Annotated in this window: 19 protein-coding genes, 3 tRNA genes and 2 pseudogenes; 5 read left to right on the top strand and 19 right to left on the bottom strand. The window is 37.0% G+C overall.

Translation table 11 applies throughout. The features are described 5' to 3' along the window. Positions 1-275: 275 nt before the first annotated feature. Positions 276-1,627: pseudogene (locus MHH90_RS09855) on the bottom strand (IS3 family transposase). A 98-nt stretch (positions 1,628-1,725) separates the two neighbouring features. Here MHH90_RS09855 and MHH90_RS09850 point away from each other — a divergent pair. Next, a pseudogene (locus tag MHH90_RS09850) lies at positions 1,726-3,007 on the top strand (ISL3 family transposase). Between the two features lie 17 nt (positions 3,008-3,024). Here MHH90_RS09850 and ftsH read toward each other — a convergent pair. The 15 genes from ftsH to MHH90_RS09775 form a co-directional block, all read right to left on the bottom strand. After that, complete coding sequence (gene ftsH, locus MHH90_RS09845) at positions 3,025-4,992, bottom strand: ATP-dependent zinc metalloprotease FtsH (protein WP_340725914.1); 1,968 nt, start codon at positions 4,990-4,992, stop codon at positions 3,025-3,027. Between the two features lie 15 nt (positions 4,993-5,007). Beyond that, positions 5,008-5,550: a hypoxanthine phosphoribosyltransferase gene (gene hpt / locus MHH90_RS09840; RefSeq protein ID WP_340725913.1), complete on the bottom strand. Its 543-nt coding sequence runs from the start codon at positions 5,548-5,550 to the stop codon at positions 5,008-5,010. Positions 5,551-5,631: 81 nt separating this feature from the next. Further along, positions 5,632-6,897, bottom strand: coding sequence for a tRNA lysidine(34) synthetase TilS (gene tilS / locus MHH90_RS09835; RefSeq protein WP_340725912.1), 1,266 nt, complete (start codon positions 6,895-6,897; stop codon positions 5,632-5,634). Continuing rightward, the gene (locus tag MHH90_RS09830) at positions 6,897-8,189 is read right to left on the bottom strand and encodes a serine hydrolase (RefSeq protein WP_084828399.1); all 1,293 of its coding nucleotides are present in this window, start codon (positions 8,187-8,189) and stop codon (positions 6,897-6,899) included. Before MHH90_RS09830 ends, tilS begins: the two co-directional genes overlap by 1 nt. Beyond that, positions 8,186-8,317 (bottom strand): SP_0009 family protein, encoded by a 132-nt coding sequence (locus MHH90_RS09825; protein ID WP_022096586.1) that lies wholly within the window; start codon positions 8,315-8,317, stop codon positions 8,186-8,188. The genes MHH90_RS09830 and MHH90_RS09825 overlap by 4 nt, the downstream gene beginning before the upstream one ends. Next, complete coding sequence (locus tag MHH90_RS09820) at positions 8,317-8,688, bottom strand: septum formation initiator family protein (RefSeq protein WP_084828398.1); 372 nt, start codon at positions 8,686-8,688, stop codon at positions 8,317-8,319. Before MHH90_RS09820 ends, MHH90_RS09825 begins: the two co-directional genes overlap by 1 nt. Then, the gene (locus tag MHH90_RS09815) at positions 8,672-8,947 is read right to left on the bottom strand and encodes an RNA-binding S4 domain-containing protein (RefSeq protein ID WP_002948594.1); all 276 of its coding nucleotides are present in this window, start codon (positions 8,945-8,947) and stop codon (positions 8,672-8,674) included. Before MHH90_RS09815 ends, MHH90_RS09820 begins: the two co-directional genes overlap by 17 nt. 185 nt (positions 8,948-9,132) lie before the next feature. Next, positions 9,133-12,639: a transcription-repair coupling factor gene (gene mfd / locus MHH90_RS09810; protein WP_084828397.1), complete on the bottom strand. Its 3,507-nt coding sequence runs from the start codon at positions 12,637-12,639 to the stop codon at positions 9,133-9,135. Further along, positions 12,632-13,201: an aminoacyl-tRNA hydrolase gene (pth, locus tag MHH90_RS09805; RefSeq protein WP_002948591.1), complete on the bottom strand. Its 570-nt coding sequence runs from the start codon at positions 13,199-13,201 to the stop codon at positions 12,632-12,634. Before pth ends, mfd begins: the two co-directional genes overlap by 8 nt. A gap of 72 nt (positions 13,202-13,273) precedes the next feature. Next, positions 13,274-14,389: a redox-regulated ATPase YchF gene (ychF, locus tag MHH90_RS09800; RefSeq protein WP_002948588.1), complete on the bottom strand. Its 1,116-nt coding sequence runs from the start codon at positions 14,387-14,389 to the stop codon at positions 13,274-13,276. A gap of 212 nt (positions 14,390-14,601) precedes the next feature. After that, the gene (locus tag MHH90_RS09795) at positions 14,602-14,793 is read right to left on the bottom strand and encodes a DUF951 domain-containing protein (protein ID WP_084828396.1); all 192 of its coding nucleotides are present in this window, start codon (positions 14,791-14,793) and stop codon (positions 14,602-14,604) included. A 50-nt stretch (positions 14,794-14,843) separates the two neighbouring features. Further along, complete coding sequence (gene dnaN, locus MHH90_RS09790) at positions 14,844-15,980, bottom strand: DNA polymerase III subunit beta (protein ID WP_084828395.1); 1,137 nt, start codon at positions 15,978-15,980, stop codon at positions 14,844-14,846. Between the two features lie 145 nt (positions 15,981-16,125). After that, a complete protein-coding gene (dnaA, locus tag MHH90_RS09785) occupies positions 16,126-17,490 on the bottom strand; it encodes a chromosomal replication initiator protein DnaA (RefSeq protein ID WP_084828394.1) in 1,365 nt (454 codons plus the stop codon). A gap of 238 nt (positions 17,491-17,728) precedes the next feature. Continuing rightward, on the bottom strand, positions 17,729-18,496 hold the full coding sequence (locus MHH90_RS09780; RefSeq protein WP_011681768.1) for a ParB/RepB/Spo0J family partition protein: 768 nt from the start codon (positions 18,494-18,496) through the stop codon (positions 17,729-17,731). 65 nt (positions 18,497-18,561) lie between these two features. Beyond that, on the bottom strand, positions 18,562-19,797 hold the full coding sequence (locus MHH90_RS09775; RefSeq protein WP_084829196.1) for a S1C family serine protease: 1,236 nt from the start codon (positions 19,795-19,797) through the stop codon (positions 18,562-18,564). Between the two features lie 204 nt (positions 19,798-20,001). Between MHH90_RS09775 and rlmH the strand changes: the two genes are divergently transcribed. Together rlmH and MHH90_RS09765 are read left to right on the top strand one after the other, a co-directional pair. Beyond that, positions 20,002-20,481 carry a 23S rRNA (pseudouridine(1915)-N(3))-methyltransferase RlmH gene (rlmH, locus tag MHH90_RS09770; protein ID WP_084829195.1) on the top strand — a complete coding sequence of 160 codons (480 nt, stop codon included), beginning with the start codon at positions 20,002-20,004 and terminating at the stop codon, positions 20,479-20,481. Positions 20,482-20,496: 15 nt separating this feature from the next. Further along, positions 20,497-21,180, top strand: coding sequence for a YoaK family protein (locus MHH90_RS09765; RefSeq protein ID WP_084829194.1), 684 nt, complete (start codon positions 20,497-20,499; stop codon positions 21,178-21,180). Positions 21,181-21,205: 25 nt separating this feature from the next. Here MHH90_RS09765 and MHH90_RS09760 read toward each other — a convergent pair. Further along, positions 21,206-21,279 (bottom strand) — tRNA-Arg (locus MHH90_RS09760). Between the two features lie 189 nt (positions 21,280-21,468). Between MHH90_RS09760 and MHH90_RS09755 the strand changes: the two genes are divergently transcribed. Both MHH90_RS09755 and MHH90_RS09750 read left to right on the top strand, forming a co-directional pair. Next, positions 21,469-21,540: transfer RNA gene (locus tag MHH90_RS09755), tRNA-Glu, on the top strand. 22 nt (positions 21,541-21,562) lie between these two features. Next, positions 21,563-21,636, top strand: a tRNA-Asn gene (locus MHH90_RS09750). An 89-nt stretch (positions 21,637-21,725) separates the two neighbouring features. Here MHH90_RS09750 and MHH90_RS09745 read toward each other — a convergent pair. Together MHH90_RS09745 and MHH90_RS09740 are read right to left on the bottom strand one after the other, a co-directional pair. After that, positions 21,726-24,332 carry a YfhO family protein gene (locus MHH90_RS09745; protein ID WP_084829193.1) on the bottom strand — a complete coding sequence of 869 codons (2,607 nt, stop codon included), beginning with the start codon at positions 24,330-24,332 and terminating at the stop codon, positions 21,726-21,728. Positions 24,333-24,381: 49 nt separating this feature from the next. Next, complete coding sequence (locus MHH90_RS09740; RefSeq protein ID WP_011226709.1) at positions 24,382-26,004, bottom strand: ABC-F family ATP-binding cassette domain-containing protein; 1,623 nt, start codon at positions 26,002-26,004, stop codon at positions 24,382-24,384. Positions 26,005-26,066 lie beyond the last annotated feature (62 nt).

Below are 26,066 nucleotides of genomic sequence, written 5' to 3'. Positions count from 1 at the left end.
TTTGCCTCTCTTGAGACAACTTCTATATTCTAGCAAAGACAGAATATCTTGTCAACACTTTTTTTGAAGTTTTTTTCTCTTCTTCGTGCTGGCCGTCTCTCACGAAACAGCTTATTTATAATATCATTCCTTCTTAAACTTGTCAATAGCTTTTTTAAAGTTTTGGAACCTTTTTTAATAATTTTTTGTTATTAGTGAACTTTTTCATTAAAAGTAGAAAAAGATTAAAAAATCCCATAAGACCTGTACTGACTGCAAAAAGTTAGACAATTAATTTACACAAAGGACTTAGTTCTGTATTGCACAGAAATGAGTCCTTTTAGTTTTACCTTGATTAGTTTGTTATTGTAATAATCAATATAGTCTACAATAGCTTGTTCCAATTGCTCAAGTGAGTGAAACATCTTCTCGTAACCATAAAACATCTCAGACTTAAGACGCCAAAGAAAGATTCCATCATACCGTTATCTGGACTGTTTCCCTTGTGGGACATGGATGGACGAATTCCATTTTGCTTAAGAAAATCATGATAAAACTGGTGTTGATATTGCCAACCTTGGTCACTATGGAGAATTGTATTTTCATAATGCTCCTCTGTGAAGGACTGGTCTAACATAGCTTTGACTTGTTCTAAATTCGGTGAAGTGGATAGCTGATAAGCGATAATCTCGCTATTATAGCCATCTAAAACAGGTGATAAATATAGCTTTTGTGAACTGACTGGAATGGCAAATTCTGTGATATCGGTATAACATTTTTTCGTAGGGCTTTGAAGCTTCAAATTGTCGTTGGATGAAATTATCTGCTTTCTTGCCAATCTCACCTTTGTAAGATGAATACTTGCGTTTACGACGAATTTGGGAACTTAAACCAAGGAGATTTATCAGACGTTGGACCTTCTTTTGGTTCACTACAAAACCACAATTCCTCAATTCAAGAGTTATTCGGAGATAGCCATAATTTCCTTTATGCTCATAATAAATTTCTTGAATTTCGCCTTTAGTCTCTTTATCTTTGTCGTGCCCATCTAGTTGTTTCAACTGATAATAGTAAGTCGAGCGAGCTAAACGTGCTGTTTCAAGAAGTAAATCTAGTCGAAATCCTCCTGAAACCATTTCTCTAACTGTTTCTGCCTTTCTCGATGTAAGGCTTCGTCCCTTTCCTCTAACTCTTTTAACTTTTTTAGGTAGGCCACCTCGGTACGTAAGCGTTCATTCTCCTCTTGGAGTCGCTCTAGTTCTGTCATTTCTTCCCAAGTTTTCTTACGTTTACGCCCCATTTTAGGTACTCTCCCTCTTCTTTTCTCAAGAAGAGTATACCCATTTTTCTTGTATTGTGCTATCCAATTAGGCAACATTCCACCACTTGGAAGACAATAATCAAGACTTACACTTTGTTGAGAACGATCTTCAAGTAGCACTTTATCAATCATTTCTTGTTTTAATTCTGGTGAATCGTAACGATTCTTACCTTTCTTGATAATTTCTATTCCGTAACGTTCAATCAATCTCGTCATATATCTTAATCCAGAAGCATCCACACCAAATCGTTTTGAAAGTTGGTTGAAGGTTTGACCTTGATTTCTCAATTCATATATTTGAACTTTATCTTCATAAGTTAGTTTCATAATAAAAACACCCCAAAAGTTAGATTTTTTTGTCTAACTTTTGGGGTGCAGTTCAACCTATAATGAAAAGTGACCAAACCATCATTAGAAAGAACCTAATGGAACAATTAGATTTTATCATAAACATACTCGGAGTTGAGATAAGAACATCATAATCTTGGATTATTTGGATGCTGGAACACATAAAGAAATCATCGCTAAGCTAGATTACCCTGCTCCTAAGTGTCTCGACTGTCAAGGACAAATGGCTAAATTTGACTTCCAAAAAGAATTTAAAATTCCCTATCTAGAGTGTGCGGTCTACAAAACTCTTATTCGATTGAGAAAACGCCGCTTTCGTTGTAACGTATGCGGAAAAAATGGCTGTCGCAGAGACTTCCTTAGTTCAAAAAGAACCACCAAATTTCAACGATCATCAACCAGAAAATCACTCAAAAATTAATCGAGAAAGTCTCTATGACCGCTATCACCGAAACTTTATCGGTCTCTACTTCGACAGTCATCCGTAAATTGAAAGAGTTCGAATTCAAGTCTGATCTTAACCACCTTCCAGAACACATGAGCTGGTATGAGTACAGCTTCAAGAAAGGTAAGATGAGCTTTATTGCACATGACTACGATACAAGAAAGATCGTAGCTATCCTAGATGGACGGACTCAAGCAACTATTCGCAATCATTTCCTTCGTTATTCTAGACAGGTGAGATGTCGTGTGAAAGTCATTACCATAGACATGTTTAGTCCCTACTACGATATTGCTAGAAAACTTTTTTCAAATTCAAAAATCATTCTCGACTGCTTTCACATTGTCCAGCATCTCAATCGAGCAATGAATCGCGTATACATACAAATTATGAATCAGTTTGATCGGAGATCGCACGAATATAAAGCACTGAAACGTTACTGGAAACTCATCCAACAGGATAGCCGTAAACTCAGTGATAAACGATTTCATCAACCAACTTTTCGGTCACACTTGACCAATAAAGAGGTTCTAGAAAAGCTCCTTTCATACTCACAAGAACTTAGACAGCACTATAATCTCTATCAACTCCTACTCTTTCATTTTCAAGAGAAACAAACGGAACATTTCTTTAATCTTATTGAAGAAACAATTTCTTCTGTAAATCCTATTTTTCAAACTCTTTTTAAGAACTTTTTGAAAGATAAGGACAAGATTATGAATGCACTGGAACTTCCCCACTCAAACGCAAAACTATAGACTACCACTAACCTCATCAAAGACATCAAGCGAAATGCTTTTAGCTTCCGGAAATTTGACAACTTTAAAACTAGAATTTTCATTGTTTTGAACATCAAAAAGGAGAAAACCAATTGGTCCTCTCCAGGTTGTAACTTTTCATCAACCCACTACAGTTGACAAAGATCCGAAAAATTCTACTCTTCTTCATCTTTATTTTTGTTTTCAAGTCTCTTTTTAACTTCATCAAAAGATAAAGCCTGGGTATCTTCTTCTGAATCTACCGGCATCTTACCAGTCTCATAAATTGATTTAATTTGTGCAGCGTCAAGTGTTTCATACTTAAGCAAAGCTTCTGCAATAAGAGCATGTGTGTCTCGGTTTGCATTGATAATTTCAGCTGCTCTGTCGTGTGCCTCAACTAAAAGTGATCGAATTTCTTCGTCGATGAGTTGAGCTGTATGAGCTGAGTAAGACTTGTCTGGCGTAAATTGACCTGGGTTCATCGCGTGGTTACCCTCATATTGGACTGGTCCAAGTTTTTCACTCATACCATATTCAGTAACCATTGCACGTGCTAACTGTGTTGCCTGCTCAAAGTCGTTGGAAGCACCAGAAGTTTGAAGATTAAAAACAATTTCTTCTGCAACGCGTCCTCCCATCAATCCCGCTAATTGTTCTTTCAGTTCGTCTTTAGATGACAACATTTGATCTTCTTTTGGTAAAGAAATCATATAGCCACCCGCACGACCTCGGGGAACAATAGTAACTTTGTGAACATCACGAGCACTAGAGAGTATTAATCCAACAATCGTGTGACCAGCCTCATGGTAGGCAACAACTTTACGTTCATGTTCCGAAACTTGGCGATCTTTCTTAGATGGTCCAGCAATGACACGATCCTCTGCTTCATCAATATCACTAGCATCAATCTTAGTCTTACCACGTCGTGCCGCAACTAAAGCAGCCTCATTCAAGACATTCTCTAAGTCAGCTCCAACAAAACCTGGAGTTTGCTGAGCAACAACCTTAAGGTTGACATCTTCAGCCAATGGTTTATTCTTAGCATGTACTTTCAAGATGGCTTCACGACCTTTTACATCGGGGCGTCCAACAAGAACTCTACGGTCAAAACGTCCCGGACGTAGAAGGGCTGGATCAAGAATATCACTACGGTTGGTTGCAGCAATGACAATAATATTCTCATTACCATCAAACCCATCCATCTCTATCAACAATTGGTTAAGGGTTTGTTCACGCTCATCATTGCCACCTCCCATTCCGGTACCACGACGACGACCAACAGCATCAATTTCATCAATAAAGATAATAGCACGCTCTGCCTTTTTAGCATCTTCAAACAGACTACGTACACGGCTAGCTCCGACACCGACAAACATTTCAACAAAATCAGAACCTGAGATGCTAAAGAATGGTACATCAGCTTCACCAGCCACAGCTTTAGCAAGGAGGGTTTTACCTGTTCCTGGAGGGCCTTCGAGGAGGACTCCTTTAGGAATACGTGCACCCAAAGCTTTATATTTACGTGGATTTTTGAGGAAATCTACTATTTCTACAAGTTCTTCTTTTTCTTCTTCTGCACCGGCTACATCTGTAAAGCGAACTTTAATATTTTCTTTTGACTGAGCTTTAGCACGATTACGGCCAAAGTTCATGGCACCGCGATTACCACCTTGATTCATCATAAAAATGAAAAAAATAGCAATACCAATCAAAGGAAGGTAACTAAAGAGATACGAAATCCAAGTACCACTTGAACTTTCACGTATCATTTTGATATTAACATTAGCTTTTTCTGAAGCTGACTGTAATGCCTGTATTATCGTTTCATTATGAAGCACAGTTGATGTAAATCTTTGTGTCTCTGACGATGCCCCACCTAAAAATGGCAAACTTAGGTCATTATCAACCTTTTCAGCCTTTTTGTAGTCTCCTTTAACTTCAATGATACTACCATTAGGTTGATAGGTAATTGATTTTACCTTACCATCTTCAATTTTCTTAATCAACTGGGTATAAGATAATTGTTGACTTGGACTTTGACTTTCTCCAACAAAATACTGTACTGCCGTTACAACTGCAATAATCATTACGATGTAAAGGAAAGCATTCCGTAAGAAGCTATTATTATTTTTATTATTCATAAGTTAATTAGCCCTTTACTTATTATAAATTTCTTCTTTTAGGACACCAACGTAAGGAAGGTTACGGTATTTTTCATCATAATCTAGTCCGAAACCAACAATAAATTCGTTAGGGACATCATAACATACATAATCAGCCTCAATATCCACGACGCGACCCTCTGGCTTATCAAAAAGAGTTGCAATTTTTACTGAGCTTGCTTTGCGGTATTTGAACATGTCTCGAAGATAAAGGAGCGTACGACCCGTATCGATGATATCTTCAATAAAAATAACGTCTCTCCCTTCGATATTAGTATCTACATCCTTAAGAATCTTTACTTCACCACTGCTGACAGTCCCGCCACCATAGCTTGAAACAACCATAAAGTCCATCTCAATATGTGTATCAATATGTTTGATAAGTTCTGCCATAAATGGAACAGCACCTTTCAACACACATACTAAAAGGGGATTTTTTCCTGCATAATCCTTTGTCAGTTGTTGACCTAGTTTTTTAGTTTTAGTTACGATATCCTCTTGGGAAAAGAGGATTTTTTTAATGTCTTTTTCTAACATTTGGTTTCCCTTTCTCGAAGTCGATATTGTCTTATTATACCACTTTTACTTCAATCATAGTTATTTTAACATGGTATTTGATTAGAATTTCTTATAAATGACAACAGTGCCATAAAGTATAGCATTTTTAGGTCTTTTTTTCAAATAGAGACGCCCCGCAACATAGAGAAAAATAATCTGACCATCTTGTTCCCCTATAATGGCTTTTTGACGATCTTTCTCTGAAATTTTATTGTCTATGAACAATCGTCTTATTTTTTTGTGGTGAGTACCCAAGTCAATCCTATCACCTTCATGTCTATGACGAATCACTATCGGCGCATCAGACCAAATATTAATAGTATCCACATTAGAAACGACATGTGGTTCAGAAAAAGTCAATAGGTATTCCTCAAACACAATAGATTTTCCAATTTCTAGGAGGCTTGGAGAAGATAGGCTGATGGGCTCTTCTTTGGTTATTAAGAAATCCGTCTGTGTTTTGACTAATACGTAACCATTTTTTAGTGGCATCTTTCCTGAAGTTTTTTTTCTTAGGAAACTCATCAATTGATTGAACTGACCTTTTGAAAGCTGTAAATCAGGAAAGGATTCTAAATAACTCTGAATAAGAAGGTGTTGGACAGCATTTGTCTGTTGTTGAAAAACAGACAAATCGGTTATAGTAATATCCTTCGTTAACTCCTCTAATGCTTTCTCCATAAGGGCAATCTCATCTGCTAGAAGACAAAGATGCTCCTTAAATTTAGGATTTTCCTGAGATAGAGTAGGGAGGTAGGTCAGTCTAATGCGATTTCGGAGATAGGCTAAAGAAGAATTACTCCTATCTTCAAAATGAAAGGTTACGGGAAGTTGATCTTTCGGAATATGCAAAAAGGGACGAATAATCTGACCAGTGCCAAATGATCTTACATCACAAATCCCACTCAGATGTCTTAAACGACTTCCTCTCAACAATCTCATAAAAATTGTCTCAGCCTGATCATCAGCATGATGGGCTGTAACAAGAGCAGAGTAGTCAGCTTCTTTCATAATTCGCTTAAAAAAATCATAGCGAAAAGTACGGGCGGCATTTTCTGAAAACTTTCCTGAGAATGCGCTGTAGTGAAAAGGTACCTTATGTTCCTTTGCCCAATGACGTAAATAATTTTCTTCGTACTCCGACTCTTGCCGTTGCTTATGGTTAACGTGAGCAATGCCCAGCTGAATATCCAAATCTTTTTGATGGTTATACAAAAAGTGCAGCAAACTCATCGAGTCTGCTCCACCTGATACTGCTACTAAAACTTTCTTGTGCTGGTTAAAATAACCTTTTTCTTGCATCATTTGCAACAATTTTTCTGTCATTATTTTAAAATTCCATAAACATCATCTGCAATTGAGGTGATTTTGTCATAGCCTTCTTTATCTGTAAAAATCGAAAGAATAAAGGGAGAATCTGTATAGACAATAGCGACATCATGTTTAAAATCGTAGGCATCCCCTATTTTATGTGCAACAGGGACATCAATATTTTTTGAAATACGTTCGCCATCATAGTCTGTACTTGAAAGATAATTAATAATATCCCCATTTTGCCTATAAATAGCCTCCATCAAAGTACCTGCTGCTCTAGCAGTCAACTCTTTTTTATCCATATTCCATGAGGTTGCTGACGCCTTATCTACTGATTTTTGGAAAGAATTATCATACTGATTAGCTACATAATAACCTAAGATATTTGTCGCTACATTATCTGAATTTTGGGCTACAGCCTTTAACAAGTTTTCCAAGCTATAATTCTTATCATCAGTCATCTTACTAATCTTTCCTGAGCCATCTGGATCATAAGCACCTGGAAAACCATTCACAGTAGAGGTATATTGATACTCATTGGATAATGATAATTTCTTTTGAGACAGACGTTCCTGTGCATAATAGAGTACACCTAACTTGGCTACGCTAGCTGCATACATGCTTTTTTCGTCATTGATAGCTGCTACGCGGTCTGTATCAAGCTGCTTGACATAAACTGAGATGTGCTCTTGATTGTTATACTTCTCATTAAGGACCCTCTGGACATCCTCTATGCGATTATCTGTAGTTGACAAGTCAGAAGCATTAATCCAACCCTCTCCATCTGCTAAATAATAAGTTCCAGCATGCGTCTGGGCAGCTCGGCTAACCTTTATCGGTTTGAAACTAGCGAGTTTAGAGTCAGCTTTTTCAGTTCCTAAAACGTAGGGGGCTTTGTAAACTGTTAAACCATCTTTAGTCCAGAAGGTCATGTCTACCGGTTTTTGATTATAGACACTATCATCAATAATTAATTTCTGACTAGCGGCTACAAAATCACCATCTTGAAGTTGGAAAACAGGTTCACCTTTAGCATTCCAAAAAATAGCAGAAATCGATAGTTTGGTATCTGCTTTGATACTGGTTTTAAATTCTGTTAATTCCTTGTTCTTATAAGTTAGGATATTTGTTATCGTTCTTGGATTTTTAGGAATCTGTTTAAATTGACTCAAGCTAGCTATAGTATTTTGAGACAAGTTTTGGACCTGTTTTGGAGTCAGAGTTAGCTCTTTCTCCATAGGAAGTAGGAATATAGGGCTAGAAGATACAAGCACAGCAGTTGCAGCTATTAATAGCTTTTTCATGCTTGTTTCTTCACCCCCTCTTTCCTCGGTACATCCGTTTTAAGTTGCTGATTTTTTTCTGATAGTTCCTCTAACTTGGCTTCTGAATAGGTTAAAAAAATTTCTACAGTTTTAAGTAAATCTTTCATTAGGGTAATAAGCTTGGTACAGGATAGATAGACTCTCCTTCACGTGAATAGTAATACTTAGCACGCGCATATTTCTCAGCGAAAGCATCATCCTTAAGTTTCTTAGCCAAATCCTTTCGTTCCTTTGTCTGATCTGACAATTTATCATAGTCTTTCTGTAATGACAAGACTTCCTTCTCTTGCTGTTTAATATTCATATACGTTTCAACTAGATTATAAGTTGGCAAGATAAAGAGTAAAACAACCACAAAGAGCATCCACCCCATAAAGCGATTCCTTTGTTCGTGTTCGGCACGCTCTAAACGATGCTCTTGATTGGCATTATCAATGTAATCGTTAGTAAGTTGTACAATATTAGGCTTCTTGCTCATCCACTTCAATCCTTGTTTCACTTATAATTTCATACATTTTTGCTGCATCTTCTTTTTTCGTACTGTCTTTCATTTCTAGAACACGAACAGTCAAAAGTTTATTTCCAAAACGAACTTCCACTTGATCACCGATTTTCAAATCTGTAGATGACTTAGCGAGTACACCATTTACTTTAATACGCCCTTTATCAGCTACTTCTTTAGCCACTGGACGGCGTTTGATAATTCGTGATACTTTTAAATATTTGTCTAATCTCAATGTTACTGTTTCCTTTCCGTTAGGATACTTCTTCTATAATAGCATTTTTAAAAAAAAATAGGTGACTAAAGCCTTTTCAAACACAAAAATAAGAGGATCGATACTAGTAGACCCTCTCAGGAGAATTATGAAAAAGAAAAGTTTTAGGATGTTTTATAGTATATAGAGACTTACTTAAACTTTCCTTAAGTTTCTTTTTTTTCTTTACGTTTTTTAATTTCCATAAATGTCTGACCAAAAATCTTTAATTCTTCAAGGATTTCATAGTCTTTCTTGTTACGAACATCAAAAATAATCTCTACTTTTCCTTGATTATCACTAATTCTTGCCTTTAAATTTGTCTTAGAGATGGCTTCAAAATAGTCTTGTGTCAAGAAGAATTTTAGAGAGACTTTTTCGAAACGAACGATGATAGTATCGTTCTTACGCTCGACTAATTCTGCAAAGGCAGCATCTAAATAGGCCTTAACCAGACCAATCTCAATGAGATAGGCAACTTGATCTGGATATTCTCCAAAGCGGTCAATCAACTCATCTTGAAGGTCCTGGTAGTCTTTCTGATTCTCAATTTCACGAATACGCTTATAAATTTCAATTTTTTGGCGCTCGTCAGAAATATAGTCAGAAGGAAGGTAAGCATCAATCTGAAGATTGAACTCTGCATTTCCTTTTCGACGAACCTGAGTCTTACCTTGACGCTTATTGATAGCCTCTTCCAAGAGTTGCGAGTACATTTCAAATCCGACTGAGTCGATGAAACCACTTTGAGAAGCACCAAGAATATTCCCTGCACCGCGAATCGATAAATCACGCATAGCAATTTTGAAACCTGATCCCAGTTCTGTAAATCCCTTAATAGCATCCAAACGCTTCTCTGAGACTTCCGTCAACACTTTGTCAGGACGATACATAAAGTAGGCATAGGCAATTCGATTACTACGTCCCACACGACCTCTTAGCTGATAAAGGGTAGACAAGCCCATATGGTCTGCATTCTCAATGAAAAGTGTATTAACATTGGGGATATCAATGCCTGTCTCGATAATGGTCGTTGCTACCAAAATATCGTAATCACCATTCAAAAAATCTAAGAGAGTATTCTCCAACATAACTTCACTCATCTGACCATGAACAAATCCGATACGTGCTTCAGGGACTAGCTCATGCAGTTCAGAAACTTTTTGATCAATGGTTTCAACACGATTATAAATATAAAAAATCTGGCCACCTCTGTCCATCTCCCTTAATATCGCTTCTCGAATAAGACCAGGATTGGTTTCCATAACATAAGTTTGAACTGGATAACGGTTGGTAGGTGCTGTCTCAATAATCGACAAATCACGAATACCCAACATAGACATATGAAGCGTACGAGGAATAGGGGTCGCAGTTAGAGTAAGGACATCAACTTTAGCTTTCAACTCCTTAAGTTTCTCTTTATGCTTCACGCCAAAACGTTGTTCTTCATCAATTACTAGCAAGCCTAAATCAGAAAACTTAACATCTTTAGACAACAAGCGGTGGGTCCCAATAATAATATCAATACGTCCTTTAGCTAGATTTTTAATAGTCTCATTTTGCTCTTTTTTACTTCTAAAACGACTGAGTTCATCTACTTCAACAGCATGATTTTCAAAACGCTCTTTAAAATTTATATAATGCTGATGGGCAAGAACTGTGGTAGGAACTAGGATAGCAACTTGCTTCCCATCATTGACCGCCTTGAAGGCAGCACGCATGGCTACCTCTGTCTTACCAAAACCAACATCACCAACCAAGAGACGATCCATAGGTTTGTCTGACTCCATGTCCGCCTTAATTTCCTTAATGGAACGCAGTTGATCCACTGTCTCAGCATAGGAGAACTCATCTTCAAAATCCCTTTGATTATCATCATCCGGTGAAAAAGTAAATCCTTTCAGTTGACTTCGCTCGGCATAGAGTTTTAAGAGATTATCAGCAATATCCTCTACCTGCTTGCTTACTTTTTGTTTGGTCTTTTGGAAACGCCCATCATTGAGTTTATTAATTTTAGGCTCTTTCCCGTCCACTGACACATACTTAGAGAGACTCTCAATCTGCTCAATAGGTAGAGAAATTGTTGCAGCATCCTGATATTGAATGGTCAAGTAGTCACGGTGTACCCCTTTAATTTCAATAGTCTCAATACCTTTAAATTGTCCTATACCATGAGTCTGGTGTACAACATAATCACCTTTTTCAAGTTCATTATAGTCTTTAAGACGCTCAGCATTAGAAATATGGTTAGCACGCGTACGACGTTTTACTTTTTTATGAAAAATCTCACGTTCAGTAACCAGAACAACCTTTTCATCTGCAAAGTAAAAGCCATTCGATAAGTTTCCTAGGACTAGTTGAGCCTTATGAGGTATCAAATCTCCAAAGCTACTAAGAGGTAAATCTAGATTGTACTCTTCCAAGGTTTCCTTCAAAGAATTAAGTTGCTTATCAGACCCTACTTGTAAAATAACCGTTGCCTTATTCTTAGTATAACGACGAATTTCGTCAATCAGTAATGGAAATTGGTTGAAAAACTCCTGCATAGGGTATTGTGTGAATTGATACAACTTATCAAATTTAAGATTTCCTAATCCGTTATGGAAATTAGAAAAGAAGCTAGCTGGCTGATAGTTACGTAAAGTCTTAAATGAATCCACGAAGTAGTTTAGATGACTCAGAGACTTACCTTGATGAAGATCCTCAGTTAAAAGATTAGCCACTTCCAATTCAAGACGTCCATGGCGGTCCACTATCTTTTGAAAATCATCAATGAATACAGGAGTCCCTTTTGGAAGATAGTCAAATAAGGTATAAGCTTTGTCATAAAAGAGAGACAAAAACTTACGTAAATCTTTATGGCGATGACCATCAATCGTCACTGATAGAACTTCCTCAAGGTAAGCCTTATGAAGACCGTCTGCCTTCGAGACCGCACTTTCTAGGGCCTTCTCAGCACGTTGGTAATCTTCTCTTGTTAAGATAATATCATCCGCCGGTGATATAACAACATGATCTAAATTGTTTAAAGATTTCTGACTATCGCTATCAAACTGACGAATGCCATCAATCTCATCTCCAAAAAACTCTAATCGGTAGGGAAGCTCTGCAGTCAATTCGTAAATATCTAAAATATCCCCCCTACGACTAAACTCTCCAGGTGAAAGAACTTGCTCTACTCTTTGATACCCAATATGCGTTAGATGCCTACTGAGAGCATCTAAATCATGTTCCTTCCCTAGTACTAAGTCGATGCGAGAGTCCTTATAAACCCTAGGATTAGGCAAATGTAACTTCGTACCAACTAAACTTGTAACCAAGACCCCACTTGCCTCTTCATCCATTAAAAAGTTAAGACTTTCAAGACGAGAATGAGTTTTTTCTGGTGAAGCAAAGATAAATTCAGCAGCTGATACATCATCCGCAAAAAAAGAATAAACCTTATCCTCTCCTAAGATAGCTGACAAATCTCCTACTAATTGCTCAGCTTCATTTTGTGTTGAGGTAACTATAAAAATCTTAGGAACCTGATTAGAAAGGGCAGATGCCATGGCAACTGCCTTGCTCGAACCAGAAAATCCCATGACCAATTGCCTACTCAATAAGCTTACCTTATCACGCCACTCAAGCAATTGATGATTCTTCTCAAAAAGCTCTAAGATCGTATTAGCCATTATACCGCCTCATGGTGTCTTCAAAATCATTTGTTTTTAAGTAGTGATGGAGGGCTGTCTCTACCTTGTCTAAAGTAAGTAAAATCATGGCATAATCGTCTTCACTAAATTTTCCAAGAACATGGTTAACAACCGTCATTCCTTTCTGTGGCCGACCAATGCCAATTTTTATACGATCAAATTCTTGAGTTCCAGTTTCAGCAATGATAGATTTAATACCATTATGACCACCTGCTGATCCCTTTTGACGAAAGCGCAATTTCCCAACTTCCATATCTAAATCATCGTAAATGACGATAAAATCCTCCATGGGAATATTGTAATAAGCTAGCAGTGCTCTCACAGCTAGACCAGATAGATTCATAAAAGTTGTTGGTTTAACAAAATAAACTTTCTCACCGTTTAAAAAGGTTGAAGCTACTTCAGCCTTAAAAGTCTTTTCCTCAGAAAAGGTTAATCCTAATTCTTTAGCCATTAGGTCTATAGCCATAAAACCAACATTGTGTCGTGTTTCATGGTATTTTGAACCAGGGTTTCCCAATCCAACTACTAATTTTGTCATCATTTCTCCTCTTTGATAAACAGCAAAAGGACTGAAAAATACTTTTCAGCCTTGTGCACTATTTTTTATTTTCTAAACGTTGAAACGGAATTCCATGATGTCACCATCTTGGACAACATACTCTTTTCCTTCTTCACGAAGGCGTCCAGCTTCTTTAACAGCTTTCTCAGAGCCATATTTAATCAAATCGTCATACGACATTGTTACAGCGCGGATAAAACCTTTCTCGAAGTCAGAGTGGATAATTCCAGCTGCTTGTGGAGCCTTGATCCCTCGTTTAAAGGTCCAAGCGCGGACCTCTTTTTCACCGGCAGTGAAATAAGTTCCAAGACCAAGCAAATGATATGCTGCGCGTGTTAGTTTATCGACTCCTGACTCTGTCAAACCAAGGTCTTCCAAGAACATCTCCTTATCTTCATCATCCAACTCAGAAATTTCTTCCTCAACACGAGCCGAAATAACAACTACTTCTGCATTTTCAGTCGCTGCAAACTCACGAATTTGCTTCACATAATCAATATCATCAGGATTTGCGACCTGGTCTTCATCAACGTTAGCCACATAAAGCACTGGTTTTGTTGTCAAGAGGAAGAGTCCCTTAACAATTTTTTGTTCTTCCTCAGTAAAATCAATTGTACGGGCAGACTTACCATCTTCTAGAACGGGTTTAATCTTTTGAAGAATATTAAACTCTGCCACAGAATCTTTATCTTTTTGAGTACGAGCGATCTTTTCGACACGCGCATAACGTTTGTTAATTGACTCAAGGTCAGCCAAAATCAATTCTAGGTTGATTGTATCGATATCAGCCATCGGATCCACAAAGTCATCCTCGCGCCCTTGTTCACGCATAACATTTTCATCATCGAAGGCACGAACGACATGGATAATCGCATCCACTTCACGAATATTGGCCAAGAACTTATTTCCAAGCCCTTCACCCTTTGATGCCCCTTTTACGATACCCGCAATATCTGTGAACTCAAATGTAGTTGGCACTGTCTTTTTAGGGGTGATAAGTTCAGTCAATTTTGTCAAACGCTCATCTGGTACTTCGACCATACCAACATTTGGATCTATTGTTGCGAAAGGATAGTTAGCAGCTTCCGCTCCTGCTTTTGTAATTGCATTGAAAAGAGTTGATTTACCAACGTTCGGCAAACCAACGATACCTGCTGTTAAAGCCATTTATTTATTTCTCCATTAAAAAGTAATTTAGTTAATTATAACACAAAAATTGTTAAAAATAGGCAACTTCCCTTTTGAGAATCAGAAAAAGAGAAGTAAGGAAAAATGCTATAAGGAAGACGATTAGGGGACCTTGGATACTTTTTATTTTGCCAAAGTGCTATAGCTTTTAATATAAGAATCTAGTAGGTAAGTGACGTCCGTAATAGCTGTTATAAAACCTTTTTAAGCTTCTTTTCAAAATCATGACGACTCATCATGACCACATGATTACAATTTGTACAACGAATTTTTATGTCAGCTCCAAGACGAGTCACTTCCCACTCGTTAGCTTTTTTTCCTGTTGCTTTGATAGTACAAGCATGGGGTTTCTTCATTTCAACTAAACTTCCAATTTGGTACATAAACTTCCTCCTTAGTAAAAAAGTTATCCACAGTGGATAACTTTTCGATTTTAGTTTGTTCTTACAGGTGTAATTAATTGAATAAAGTTTTCACTGTCATCTGCTGGTGTCAAAGTGAATGGGCGTACTGGAGAAATGAAACGAACACGAACTGACTCACTTTTTAGTGCTTTCAAAGCGTCTATCAAGTAAGTGGGATTAAAACTAATAATCAAATCACTTCCTGAAACGTCTAGCACATCAATATCTTCATTCACCTTTCCGACTTCAGGTGAATTAACATGAGCACTAACATTACCATTGATGATTTCGAGTTTCACCGTGCCACTTTGACTTGCATTTGAAATCAAATAGGAACGTTCCATAGCAGAACGAAGGGTAGATGTTTCAAACACAACCTCTGTTTCAAATGAATCTGACAAGAGACGATTAGTATCTGGATAATTTCCTTCTAGTAAACGTGTGTAAAAAGAGATTGTCTCACTACGGAATAGAATTTGATTTGCAGAGAAGAAAATTTTCAAATTTTCAATACCATCACTAAAGACTGCTGATAACTCTTTAAGTGATCGGCTTGGGATTACTACATCAAAGTTATCTGCAGAATGTTCCAAAACAAGTTGACGTTGGCTCATACGATGAGAATCAGTGGCAACAGCTTTAAGATCTTTGTGATTTGAAAGAACAAAGTGAACTCCAGTTAAAATTGGACGACTTTCTTGCGTGCTTGCTGCAAATGACGTTTCAGCAATGATAGATTTTAACATTTTAGTGTCCATAATTAGTGGTGTCAAGCTGTCAACTTCTTGAATACGAGGATATTGCTCAGCATCCTTTCCTTTTAGAGTAATCTCTGATTTAGCACTCTTTAGTAATACTTGGTATTGTTCTATTTCTTCAAATGTAAGAGTAACATCAGGTAAGCTTGAAACAACGTTGATGAAAAAATTCGCTTCTAAAAGGATACTACCTGGTTGTGTAATTAATAAACCTGCATTTTCTTCTGAAGCAGAGATGCTATTCTCTATCGAGATTTGTCCATTTGAGCCAGTTAAATAGATACCATCACTAGTAACTTCGATTTTTATAGTTGATAGAATGGGAATAGCATTTTTTGAAGAAATAGCACGTCGAGTTGTATGAAGGGCTTGTAGGAAATAAGCTTTATTAATAGCAAATTGAATCATGTTGCTCCTTTATTTTATTAGTATTATATTAGTAGTAGTAGTAGGTCTTGTGGATATTGTGCATAAATATCTAAATCACAGTTTTATCAAGATTTTAAACTTGTGCACATCTTGTGGAAAACTGTGCATAAGTTTTCCACAAGAGTTATTTTATCTTGTTTTTAATGGTATCAATTTCAATGCGTAAACTGTCATCTTGAGTAAGCATATTTTTGATTTTATTGTAAGCATGTAGAACAGTTGAGTGATCTCTTCCTCCAAATTCTTTTCCAATTTTTGGAAGGGAGTTATCAGTCATTTCACGCGCAAGATACATGGCAACCTGACGCGCTAAGACAATATTCTGTGTTCGTTTAGTTGCCTTAATCTCTTTAACCGTGACATTATAAAATTTTCCAACCTCACTTTGGATGTCTTCAATCGGAATGAGAGTTAACTTAGGGCCATCTATTTTACGTGCACGAATAGCTTCGGCAGCTACTTCAACTGTGATCGTATCTAACTGGCGGACATTTGCAACTAAGCTAATATCTTTCAAAGCTCCCTCTAAGTCGCGGACATTTGAGTCAAATTGGCCAGCTAAATACTCAATTGTTTCAGGTGGAAAATGGTAATCATAGTCCATAATCTTATTGGTAAGAATAGCAACTCGGGTTTCAAAGTCAGGCGGTGTAATATTTACAGTCAAGCCCCATTTGAAGCGCGTGACAAGACGCTCTTCCATCTCATTCAATTGATCTGGATTTCGGTCGCTAGTCAAGACAATTTGTTTATTATTATCGTGAAGGACATTGAAAGTATTGAAAAATTCCTCTTGAGTGGCTTGCGTAGACTTTTTAGCCAACGATTGTATATCATCAATTAAAAGCACGTCTAGATGGCGGTATTTTAGCTTTAGTTCATCCATTTTATCTAAACGGATATGTAAAACAAACTCATTAATAAAATTTTCGGCAGTTATGTATTTGATTCGTGCTTGGGGATTATCATGTAAGACCTTATTACCAATGGCATTGAGCAAGTGAGTTTTTCCTAGACCAGGTCCCCCATAAATGAATAAAGGGTTATAAGTTGCTCCTGGTGAATCAGCTACAGCTAGAGATGCTGCTACAGACCAGCGGTTTTCATCTCCTTGAATAAAATTATCAAAGGTATACTTACTATTTAAGTCCGAGTTCAAAGTGGGAAGATCAGGTGTTTGTTGTTCCCTTTTATTGCTGAAGTCATTGTTTGCTAAAGTTGGTTTTGTTTCGCTAACGAGAGCCTCGTCAAAGACATATTCAACTTTTATCTCACTATTGTAGACTTCAAATCCAGTCATCAAAATGAAAGATTGCATGTTCTTTTCCCAGAATAGTTTCTTGACTTCTTCAAGCAGAATTGTAGCAACGTTATCTTGAATTTTGATGAGCTTGGTATCTAGGACATAATAATCAAAAGTGGCTTGTGTTAGTTCTTCTTTGGCCAGCTCTAAGAGCTTATTCCAAAAAAAATGCTCTTTTTCGGTCATTTTATCAATTCTCCATCTTTATTCTTGTCCTCTGATTCTATCATAAAATGAAAAAGTTTTCCACAGGTCAGAAAGAGAAAAATTTTGAGGTTATCCACAACCATAAAAAAGGTTATTCACACTGTGGATAAAAGTTATCCACAGCCTGTTGATAATAAAGGAACCCTTTAAAATAAAGGGTAGACACTATTTTTACGATGTGGATAAGTCTGATTTTCCTTTTTCTACAATTAACAGCTTAGATAAGCTTGTTGATAATTCTGTTAAAATCTTCTTCTGTCGAAAAGTGTATTTGAATCGTTCCTGAGTGATTTTTGTGATAACGTAGAGTTATAGGGAGACCTAGTGATCTTTCAAGTTCTTTTTCTTTATCTTTTACATGGGTATCTTTTTTAGATTTTTGTTTTCTAGGAAGTTCCTGAAGTTTTTTTTCTAGAGTACGAACAGACCATCTTTCAGCCACAACCTGCTGAAAGATGGTTAACTGCTTTTGAGAATCCTCAATAGCTAAGAGTGCTCTAGCATGTCCCTGACTCAGACTTCCGTTTTCAATACTCGTTTGTATCTCTCGCGGAAGTTGTAGTAGTCTAAGAACGTTACTAATATATGGTCTAGATTTTCCCATAGCTTTAGCGAGCTCCTCGTGACTATAAGTTAACTCATCAATTAAATTACGATAGGCCTTTGCTTCTTCAATAGGATTGAGATTTGATCGTTGTAGATTTTCAATAATAGCTTGTTTACGACTCTCTTGATCTGTAACTTCCTTTACAACTGCAGGGATTTCTGTCATCCCTAAACGTTTACAGGCTCGTAAACGTCTTTCTCCAGCAATTAGTTCATAACCAATAATGTCAGATTTTCGTACAATAATTGGCTGTATTAAACCATTTTCTGATATTGATTGACTTAGTTCTACTAACTCTTCATCGGAGAATTTTAGACGAGGTTGAAAAGGATTGGGGTAAATTTCACTAATAGATAAAGTTTTGAGTTGTTCTGACATGGTATTCCTTTCCCAAAAAAGACCTTTACATTATTGTAAAGGTCTTTTGACAGATTTGTCAATAATTAATCAGATATGTCTTCTGTAGATTTTGTTAATTTAAGATCTACAGTTTTCTTATCTTTACCACGATAGAAGGTTACCTTGATAGTATCTCCGATACTATGGCTGTAAAGATTGGTTTGAATATCAGTTTTTGAGCTAATCTTCTTACCATCAATCTCAGTGATAACATCATATTCTTGAAGTTTACCGTCAGCTGGCATACCTTTCTGAACACTACCGACAACAACACCGGATTTGACCTCATCTGGTAAATCTAATTTAGAAGTTGCGCTGCTAGAAAGGCTATTAAGATCTGCTATTGAGATCCCTAGTGCTGGTCGTGTAACTTTACCATCTTTTTCTAATTGATTGATGATTTCAACAACATCGTTTGATGGAATGGCAAACCCCATACCTTCAACAGCACTACCAGCGATTGCAGACGTTGATGAAATTTTACTTGAGTTAATACCGATAACTTGTCCTTCAATATTGACTAGGGCACCACCAGAGTTACCAGGGTTAATGGCTGCATCTGTTTGGATAGCGTTTGTTGATACAGTTTCACCATTATCGTTTTGCATCGTTATAGTACGGCTAAGGCTAGAAACGATTCCTTCTGTTACTGAGTTGGCGTATTCGGTACCAAGTGGGCTACCGATAGCAATTGCTTTTTCACCAACAGTAAGGGAGTTTGAGTCTGCAAATTCTGCAACAGTTGTTATTTTATCTGAAGATACTTTGACAACTGCTAGGTCAGAGTAAGTGTCTTTACCAACAAGTTCACCAGTAATTTTCGAACCATCCGAAAGCATGATTTCAAGTTTTTTAGCCCCATCGACAACGTGGTTATTGGTTACGATGTAGGCTTCTTTGCCATCTTTTTTATAGATGACTCCAGAACCTTCACCAGCGACCTGCAGACCATCTGAATCTTTTGAATTTTCTTGGCTAGAATCAGAACTGTCCCCTCCGCCAAAGATACGGCCATAAAGGTCATTTAGAGAATCTGAAGATGAACCTTCTTGATAATTGATGACAGAAACAACGGCATTTTGTACTTTCTTAACAGCCTTAGTTGTATCTGTTATATTGGTGTAGACGGTCTTAGCCGTTTTTACTCCAGTATCTGTTGTATTGGTAAAAGATACCCCGGCTGCTGTTAGTAGGATAAAGGCACCAAGTAAACCACCTAGTAAGCCAATAACTAGCATTGCAATTGGCGCGACTATTTTTTTCCAGTTAAATTTTTTCATGTTTAGTCCTCCTTCTTGATAAACATATCAAGGTAAGCTTAATTATATCATAAAGTGATTTAAAAAACAGTTATCAACAGTCTGTGGATAAGTAAAAAAATTGTAGATGATAGGCTATTATAGATGGAATAAATAGGGGTTAATAAATATGAAAAGCTGTGGATAAGGTGTTAAAAGATTGTGGATATGTGCTATAATGAACCTATGAAAGTTAAATTGATTACTGTTGGAAAATTGAAAGAAAAATATTTGAAAGATGGCATTGCAGAGTATATCAAACGACTAGGACGCTTCACAAAATTTGAGTCTATAGAGTTGACGGATGAGAAGACGCCTGATAATGCAAGCGAAGCTGAAAATAAAGCTACCCTAGACAAAGAAGGACAGCGTATTTTGGCTAAGGTTGGTGACCGTGATTACGTCATTGCCTTAGCAATTGAGGGAAAGCAATTTCCCTCAGAACAGTTTGCCAAAGAGTTAGAGCAAGCGACCCTTAGAGGCTATTCAGATATTACTTTTATTATAGGGGGGAGTTTGGGGCTATCCCCTAAAGTGAAAAAGAGGGCTAATCAATTGATGAGTTTTGGTCTTTTGACTTTTCCTCATCAGCTTATGCGCCTTGTATTAGTGGAACAAATTTATCGTGCATTCATGATTCAGCAAGGAAGTCCATATCATAAGTAGAAAAAGGAAATCGACATGTTCAAAATGAAAAAACGCTCCTATCGTGTTTTTGAAGGTTTACGAGTAGCAACTTTAGTTAGTTATATAGGGGGATTTATTGATGCCTATACTTACAATACTCAAGACGAACGATTCGCAAGTATTCAGACAGGGAATCTTCTCTATTTAGTCATTCACCTTGTTGAAGGGAATATTGCAAGAGCTTTTAGCTATGCAATACCTATTTTTTTCTTTATTTTAGGTCAGTTTTTTGTTTTTTTTGTTAAGAAGTGGCTTATCAACCATAAATGGAGATGGCATTTACAAGCAATTAGGCTTGCCTTACTATTGATGACTATTCTTGCAACTATCACACCTTATGTTGATTCCATTATTACTATTGCAGGCTTGGCATTCTTTGCCTCTCTCCAAGTAGGTATTTTTAAGCGGGTCAGAGGAGTAAATTATGCCTCCTTCATGATGACTGGTAATATCACTAATACTTCCCTAACAGTTGCAAGAGCTATTGATGAGAGTGATCCTAAAGTACTAAAACAAGCTTCTTACACTATTATTATCATCTTTACCTTTATGGTGGGAGTCGCAGCATCAACTTGGTTTGCCCAATATTTACATGAGTACAGTCTATACACAACTTTGCTCCCTTTGTTTATTTTAAATTATTTTCTATTTATCGAAGCAAAAGAAAAACGCAACTAGAGATTCTAGATTGCGTTTTTTCATCTGATCCCAGCAGGATTCGAACCTGCGACCGTTCGCTTAGAAGGCGAATGCTCTATCCAGCTGAGCTATGGGACCAATAACTCTATTAGTTTACAAAATATATAGCAACATGTCAATACTTTGTAAAAAGCTAGATAAAAACTAACGTAAAATTCGAACAAATTCAGCAAAATTTAATTTTATTTTTTTGAAAAAAAGTATAGACAAAATCGAATATTCTGATATAATAATAAGAGTATTAGCGAGATAAAAATCTCAAAACTTGGTCCGTTGGTCAAGGGGTTAAGACACCGCCTTTTCACGGCGGTAACACGGGTTCGAATCCCGTACGGACTATTTTTGCTACTTAGCAGTTTTATCCGCCATAGCTCAGTTGGTAGTAGCGCATGACTGTTAATCATGATGTCGTAGGTTCGAGTCCTACTGGCGGAGTGATAAGACACCTCAAGTTGTATAGCTTGAGTTTTTTTGTACCCTAAACCTAAAAGGTCTAGAACATTCGTTCTAGACCTTTTAGGTTTTTATTTAGGGCGAGTAGCTTTTTGAGTAATTTTTATTTTACCGATGAAGTAAGCATAGCAACAAAATATTCCAAATGCCAAGCAACTAATAATCAAGCCAATCTTAAGGCCATAGGGAATAAAGGTAAGCACAACTTTTCCTTTACCACTAGGGACATCAACCTTCATGAACCCCTTTTGAGCTCGATGAATTTTAACTTTTCTATTATTTACTGTTGCTGTCCACCCCTTGTCGTATGGAATGGTGAAAAATAATGAAGCATTTGTGTGGCTACTATAATCAGTAAATACTTTATTTTTTGATGTAGTAACCTTGGTATCACGTTCATTAATAGTATCCATAGCAATCTTGTAGTTTTGAGTATCAAGGGCATAAAAACTAGGATTATCAAAGGATATTGCTTTATTTCCGGGAAAATTAAGATTGATGGTAATTGCTTCTTCTGTTTCAAAGTAGCCAAGATCGAAGAAATCAAAAGTATTGTCAGTAACTTGATTCCTTGTCACCCCATTTACAGTAATTGACAAAGAGTGATTATTGTCATCGGACCAAGAAATGTTAGGAATACTAACGTAGAGTTGACTATGTGGCGGAGCAATGACTTGATAAGTGATAGTAGCAAAATCGTTATTCGAGTTGCTAACATTTTTAGCCACGCGCTGATTCAAAGATTTAGCATCATTATCAGAAAGTTGGGATGGAACTCTTCTAAAGTATGTTAAGTTAAGTCCAGCTAGAGCATTTATTAAGCTAGTTTGATTGTCAAGTGTATTGACAGTAAAGTCAACATTAGTGTAAATCCCATTAGTTAAGATAGCGAGCTGGCTAGCATAATCATTTTGATAAAGTCTTACTGTCTTTTCAGAAGCTATGTAATTAAAACCATACTTATTCAGGTCAAAGTTCGATAAATTATATTTTATTCCGAAGAGACTATCAGCAATAAGTGTATTATTTTGGTAACGTAGGTTTAAATTAGTCCCTTCAGATTTGAACCCCAACCTGTCTAGTGTTGAGCTTGAAGCAGTATTTCGAATGGATGAAAATTGAGAAATACCATTATAATTGAATTTCATACTGTCGTTACCAGTTTGAGCCTCAAGCCTCTCCGTACGGTAAAAATTCTTATTAGTCTGCTTCGTATCTGAAACCAATTTTGAAATTGCCGACATATTCCGTAGGTATCCTTCACGAGTTGGAAAAATCCACTCATTTCCAAGAGCTCCAACAACATAGTAAGTATTTAGTCCAAGCTCAAAAATGCAGAATAAGAAGGTGAAACAGCGAAAAACACTCCTAGGAATCTGCTGTCTAAAATAGCTAATAAATAGAATGGCATAGGCTAATAGAAATGCTAGGCTTAATAGCCAGGAAACTGGTTCAATGAAACTATAGTGAGACTGAAAAATCCAAGTTAGTAAGTAAGCGACACTCAATCCTACGAAAGGTAGGAGCAGCCTTTGTAGAGAAAACTTTTCAATTCGGTTGAGAGTTTCTCCTGCCAAAAGAACAATTAAGAGAGAAAGAAGCCAAGAATAGCGATGGAGAAACATGTTAGGTGCATGCATACCTTGCCAAAACAAATCAAGAGGTTGTAAGTTGAAACTAGCAATAAAGAAAGCTAATAACAAGAAGTAGCCTAAACGTAGTGATAGCTTGATTTCCTTACTAATGAAGAAAAGTAGAAAAAGAATCAAAGGCAAGAGTCCCACATAAATCATAGGGATTGATCCAAATTTAGTAGTATCGTAAACTCCGACCAGATTTTTGGCAAAGAAATCAAAATAGTATGTGGATTCTGTCAACAAACTTGATGGAGCTGTAAACTTCTCACCATGTGTAGTTAAATCAAGTAATGTTGGGAGTAGCATGATAGTGCTGCTTAGACCAGCTAGTATAGAGACGATTCCAAAGTCTATAAAATGAAGGATTTTACTCTTCCATCCCGTGATAGTTATTAGTTGTATAATAGTGTAAAGGGTTAAAAAGATAGACATCATATATCCAAAATAGTAGTTTTGGATAAAAAGACAGGTCAGACTCAAAAAATATAGCCCGCGTTTATTGAATCTTAGTAAAAGGTGTAACCCTAATATGATTAAAGGTGCTAAAATAAAGACATCTAGCCAAGTATTAATTTCTAACTGACTGGTAGCAAAGCTCATCAAAGAAAATCCTGTAGAAAGACATAAGATGAAACTTCTTGAGACTTTGGTAAAGAGATGCTTAAAACTGAAGGCTCCTGACAGACCAGTAAGTCCGAACTTAAGCAGTGTTATGTAATAAAAAGCATCGGCCATTTGGCTGACGGTAAAGAAATAGTAGAGTGGAGACAAGAAGGAACCTAAGTAATAACTTGTTAGGGCATAGAAATTAAGCCCCAATCCACTTGTAAAGGTGTAAAAGAGGCTCCCATCTCCATGAAGTATATTTCTCAGTTCGGTTGCAAATATCACATACTGATGAAAACCATCACTTGTTAAAATAGTTCTCTCACTACCAGGATAGATTTTTTGGCTGTATAATACACCTATCATGATTAGTACTGGCAAGAAAAAAGCAGCCAGATAGAATAATAAGGTCGTATAGTATTTTTTATTTGTCATAATGATAATAAGACAGGTTGGGATATCCCAACCTGCATCTTTTTATAGTTTAATCAGCCCACAGTGCTTTGACTTTAGCTTGAACTTCTTCATTTTCAAGGAATTCATCATAAGTTTCATCGATACGGTCAATAACACCATTTTTAGAAATAACTACGATGTGGTTCGCTATCGTTTGGATAAATTCGTGGTCATGGCTGGCAAAGATAACAGACTCTTTGAAGTCACGGATGCCATCATTCAGACTTGAGATTGACTCCAAATCCAAGTGATTAGTTGGATCATCTAGAAGGAGAACGTTAGATTTCAGAAGCATGAGTTTAGAAAGCATGACACGGACTTTTTCTCCCCCTGAGAGGACACTAACAGACTTATTGACTTCATCTCCTGAGAAGAGCATACGACCAAGGAATCCACGCAAGAAGGTATCATCGTCTTCCCCTTTTTCAGCGAACTGACGAAGCCATTCAAGGATTGATTCACCAGATGCAAAGTCTTTAGAATTGTCTTTTGGGAGGTAAGAACGGCTAGTTGTAACCCCCCATTTGATTGTACCTTCATAGTCGATATCATCAGCTAGGGCACGAATTAAAGCAGTGGTTTGAATATCGTTTTGACCGATAATAGCTGTCTTATCTCCTGGACGTAGGATGAAACTAATGTTATCAAGAATGGTTTCACCATCCATCTTAACAGTGAGATTTTCAACTGTTAGAAGATCGTTACCGATTTCACGTTCTGCTTTGAATTTGATAAACGGATATTTACGGCTTGATGGAACGATTTCCTCTAGCTCAATTTTATCAAGCATTTTCTTACGAGAAGTCGCTTGTTTAGATTTTGAAGCGTTGGCAGAGAAACGTGCAACGAACTCTTGAAGTTCTTTAATTTTTTCTTCTGCTTTGGCATTACGGTCGGCCTGCAAGCGTGCAGCCAATTCTGAAGATTGTTTCCAAAAGTCGTAGTTACCAACATAGAGTTTGATTTTACCAAAGTCAAGGTCGGCCATATGCGTACAAACCTTGTTCAAGAAGTGACGGTCATGGGATACGACAATTACAGTATTTTCAAAATCAATCAAGAAATCTTCAAGCCAAGAGATTGACTGGATATCAAGACCGTTGGTAGGTTCGTCAAGAAGAAGCACATCAGGTTTACCAAAGAGCGCTTTTGCAAGAAGGACTTTCACCTTATCACCATTAGCTAATTCGCTCATATTTTGATAGTGAAGGTCTTCTGAAATATTTAGATTCTGGAGTAATTGTGAGGCCTCGCTTTCAGCTTCCCAACCACCTAATTCAGCAAACAGACCTTCTAATTCAGCAGCACGAACACCATCCTCATCTGAAAAATCTTCCTTCATGTAGATGGCGTCTTTTTCTTTCATAATATCGTAGAGACGTTCATTTCCCATGATAACCACATCAATGACGCGTTCATCTTCATAGTCAAAGTGGTTCTGACGAAGAACAGAAAGACGCTCATCAGGACCAAGTGAGATATGTCCTGTTGTGGGTTCAATATCACCTGCTAAAATTTTCAAAAAAGTAGATTTACCAGCACCATTAGCACCGATAAGCCCATAAGTATTACCAGGTTTGAAGGCAATGTTAACATCATCAAAAAGTTTACGATCGCTAAAACGAAGCGATACATCTGATACAGTAAGCATATAATATCCTTTATTTTTATTCTTAAATACTATTTTACGAGAAATTAGACTTTATTTCAATT

It is taken from the genome of Streptococcus sp. FSL E2-3488, from assembly GCF_038003585.1.
GTDB lineage: Bacteria > Bacillota > Bacilli > Lactobacillales > Streptococcaceae > Streptococcus > Streptococcus thermophilus.
This window is presented reverse-complemented; position numbering and strand designations above follow the sequence as displayed.

Excerpts from the sequence above, each read along its gene's own strand:
- MHH90_RS09740 (WP_011226709.1), bottom strand. The coding sequence starts at position 26,004 with ATGCTTACTGTATCAGATGTATCGCTTCGTTTTAGCGATCGTAAACTT.
- ychF (WP_002948588.1), bottom strand. The coding sequence starts at position 14,389 with ATGGCTTTAACAGCAGGTATCGTTGGTTTGCCGAACGTTGGTAAATCA.
- ftsH (WP_340725914.1), bottom strand. The coding sequence starts at position 4,992 with ATGAATAATAAAAATAATAATAGCTTCTTACGGAATGCTTTCCTTTAC.
- tilS (WP_340725912.1), bottom strand. The coding sequence starts at position 6,897 with ATGACAGAAAAATTGTTGCAAATGATGCAAGAAAAAGGTTATTTTAAC.
- MHH90_RS09775 (WP_084829196.1), bottom strand. The coding sequence starts at position 19,797 with ATGAAAAAATTTAACTGGAAAAAAATAGTCGCGCCAATTGCAATGCTA.
- hpt (WP_340725913.1), bottom strand. The coding sequence starts at position 5,550 with ATGTTAGAAAAAGACATTAAAAAAATCCTCTTTTCCCAAGAGGATATC.
- MHH90_RS09745 (WP_084829193.1), bottom strand. The coding sequence starts at position 24,332 with ATGACAAATAAAAAATACTATACGACCTTATTATTCTATCTGGCTGCT.
- MHH90_RS09795 (WP_084828396.1), bottom strand. The coding sequence starts at position 14,793 with ATGTACCAAATTGGAAGTTTAGTTGAAATGAAGAAACCCCATGCTTGT.
- MHH90_RS09830 (WP_084828399.1), bottom strand. The coding sequence starts at position 8,189 with ATGAAAAAGCTATTAATAGCTGCAACTGCTGTGCTTGTATCTTCTAGC.
- dnaA (WP_084828394.1), bottom strand. The coding sequence starts at position 17,490 with ATGACCGAAAAAGAGCATTTTTTTTGGAATAAGCTCTTAGAGCTGGCC.
- MHH90_RS09780 (WP_011681768.1), bottom strand. The coding sequence starts at position 18,496 with ATGTCAGAACAACTCAAAACTTTATCTATTAGTGAAATTTACCCCAAT.
- pth (WP_002948591.1), bottom strand. The coding sequence starts at position 13,201 with ATGACAAAATTAGTAGTTGGATTGGGAAACCCTGGTTCAAAATACCAT.
- MHH90_RS09765 (WP_084829194.1), top strand. The coding sequence starts at position 20,497 with ATGTTCAAAATGAAAAAACGCTCCTATCGTGTTTTTGAAGGTTTACGA.
- dnaN (WP_084828395.1), bottom strand. The coding sequence starts at position 15,980 with ATGATTCAATTTGCTATTAATAAAGCTTATTTCCTACAAGCCCTTCAT.
- mfd (WP_084828397.1), bottom strand. The coding sequence starts at position 12,639 with ATGGCTAATACGATCTTAGAGCTTTTTGAGAAGAATCATCAATTGCTT.
- MHH90_RS09825 (WP_022096586.1), bottom strand. The coding sequence starts at position 8,317 with ATGAAAGATTTACTTAAAACTGTAGAAATTTTTTTAACCTATTCAGAA.
- rlmH (WP_084829195.1), top strand. The coding sequence starts at position 20,002 with ATGAAAGTTAAATTGATTACTGTTGGAAAATTGAAAGAAAAATATTTG.
- MHH90_RS09820 (WP_084828398.1), bottom strand. The coding sequence starts at position 8,688 with ATGAGCAAGAAGCCTAATATTGTACAACTTACTAACGATTACATTGAT.